The organism is Alphaproteobacteria bacterium LSUCC0719 (genome assembly GCA_040839025.1).
GTDB lineage: Bacteria > Pseudomonadota > Alphaproteobacteria > Puniceispirillales > Puniceispirillaceae > UBA8309.
This window is the reverse complement of the sequence record JBFPJN010000020.1, coordinates 1-1,156: the sequence shown is the minus strand read 5'-3', so window position 1 is coordinate 1,156 and position 1,156 is coordinate 1. Positions and strand designations below refer to the sequence as shown.

General features: G+C 56.7%; 1 protein-coding gene. It reads left to right on the top strand.

The annotated features are described in order from the left end of the window. Positions 1 to 13 precede the first annotated feature (13 nt). Positions 14 to 1,147 (top strand): DUF6538 domain-containing protein, encoded by a 1,134-nt coding sequence (locus AB3X55_13385; GenBank protein ID MEX0504577.1) that lies wholly within the window; start codon positions 14 to 16, stop codon positions 1,145 to 1,147. The last annotated feature ends 9 nt before the right edge of the window (positions 1,148 to 1,156 follow it).

Here is a 1,156-nt window from a genome sequence, read left to right as displayed (position 1 = left end):
GGGTAACCGTAGAGTGGTACAATATGTGTACCAAAGAGGCACAACCTACTACTTCGTCAGGCGTGTCCCTAAGGATGTCCAGCGTCACTACAAGTCGTCGAGAGTGGTCATTTGCCTGAAGACAAGCCGACGTGAACAGGCTGTCCGAGCTGGGATGTCTATCGCCCAAAGGCTCGAGGATTACTGGTTGTCGTTGCGATTGGCCAACCTCGACATCCCCGGCTTGCATCTGCTTCGGGATAGACCACTACCAACCACCTCTACCTCATCACAGACACTCCATGATGCGCTGGAGCTTTACCTCAGGCTGAAGGGCGTTGGTAAGGGGAAGGTGTTCCGTCGAGGTGCCGAGAGGAACATCCAGACCGTCATCGACGTCTTGGGCGATAGACCGATAGACGCCTACTCATCCTCAGACGCTGCCTCTCTTCGTGATTACCTTCTGGCCAAGGGACTGACGACGAACTCGGTGAAACGCAACTTCTCGACCATTCGCTCTATCATCAACCTGTGCATCCAGGAGCACGGTCTCGACTGCCGCAACGCCTTCTCTCGTGTCTATCTGCCGGACCTTGAGGACAATAAGAGACGCAAGCCCATACCGCTGGATAACATCAGGCGCATACAACGAGACTGTAGAGTGGAGGACGATGAGGCCAGGTGGCTTGTCGCCCTCATCGCCGACACAGGCATGAGGTTGTCTGAGGCTGCCGGTCTTCACATCGACGATATCGTTCTGGAAGACGACACCCCCTACATCAACCTCACACAGCATCCTTGGCGGTCTTTGAAGACGAAGGGCAGCCAGAGGCAAATACCGCTGGTTGGCTCGGCCCTCTGGGCTGCCAGGCGCATCAAGGAGGTCAATGGTTCGTCCACCCACGCCTTCCCTCGATACAACAAGACGACCACCACCAATGCCAACTCAGCCTCCGCCGCTATCAACAAGTGGCTGAGGCCAAGGGTGCCTGAAGGGTGTGTCATCCACTCCTTCAGACACTCGCTCAGAGACCGCCTGAGGGCCGTAGAGTGTCCTTCCGACATGATTGACCAGATAGGCGGCTGGGCCACGGCTGGCGTCGGTCAGGCGTATGGCGATGGCTACGGCATAGACAAGAAGTGGGAGTGGTTGTCGGCTATCACATAAGGGAGCCTG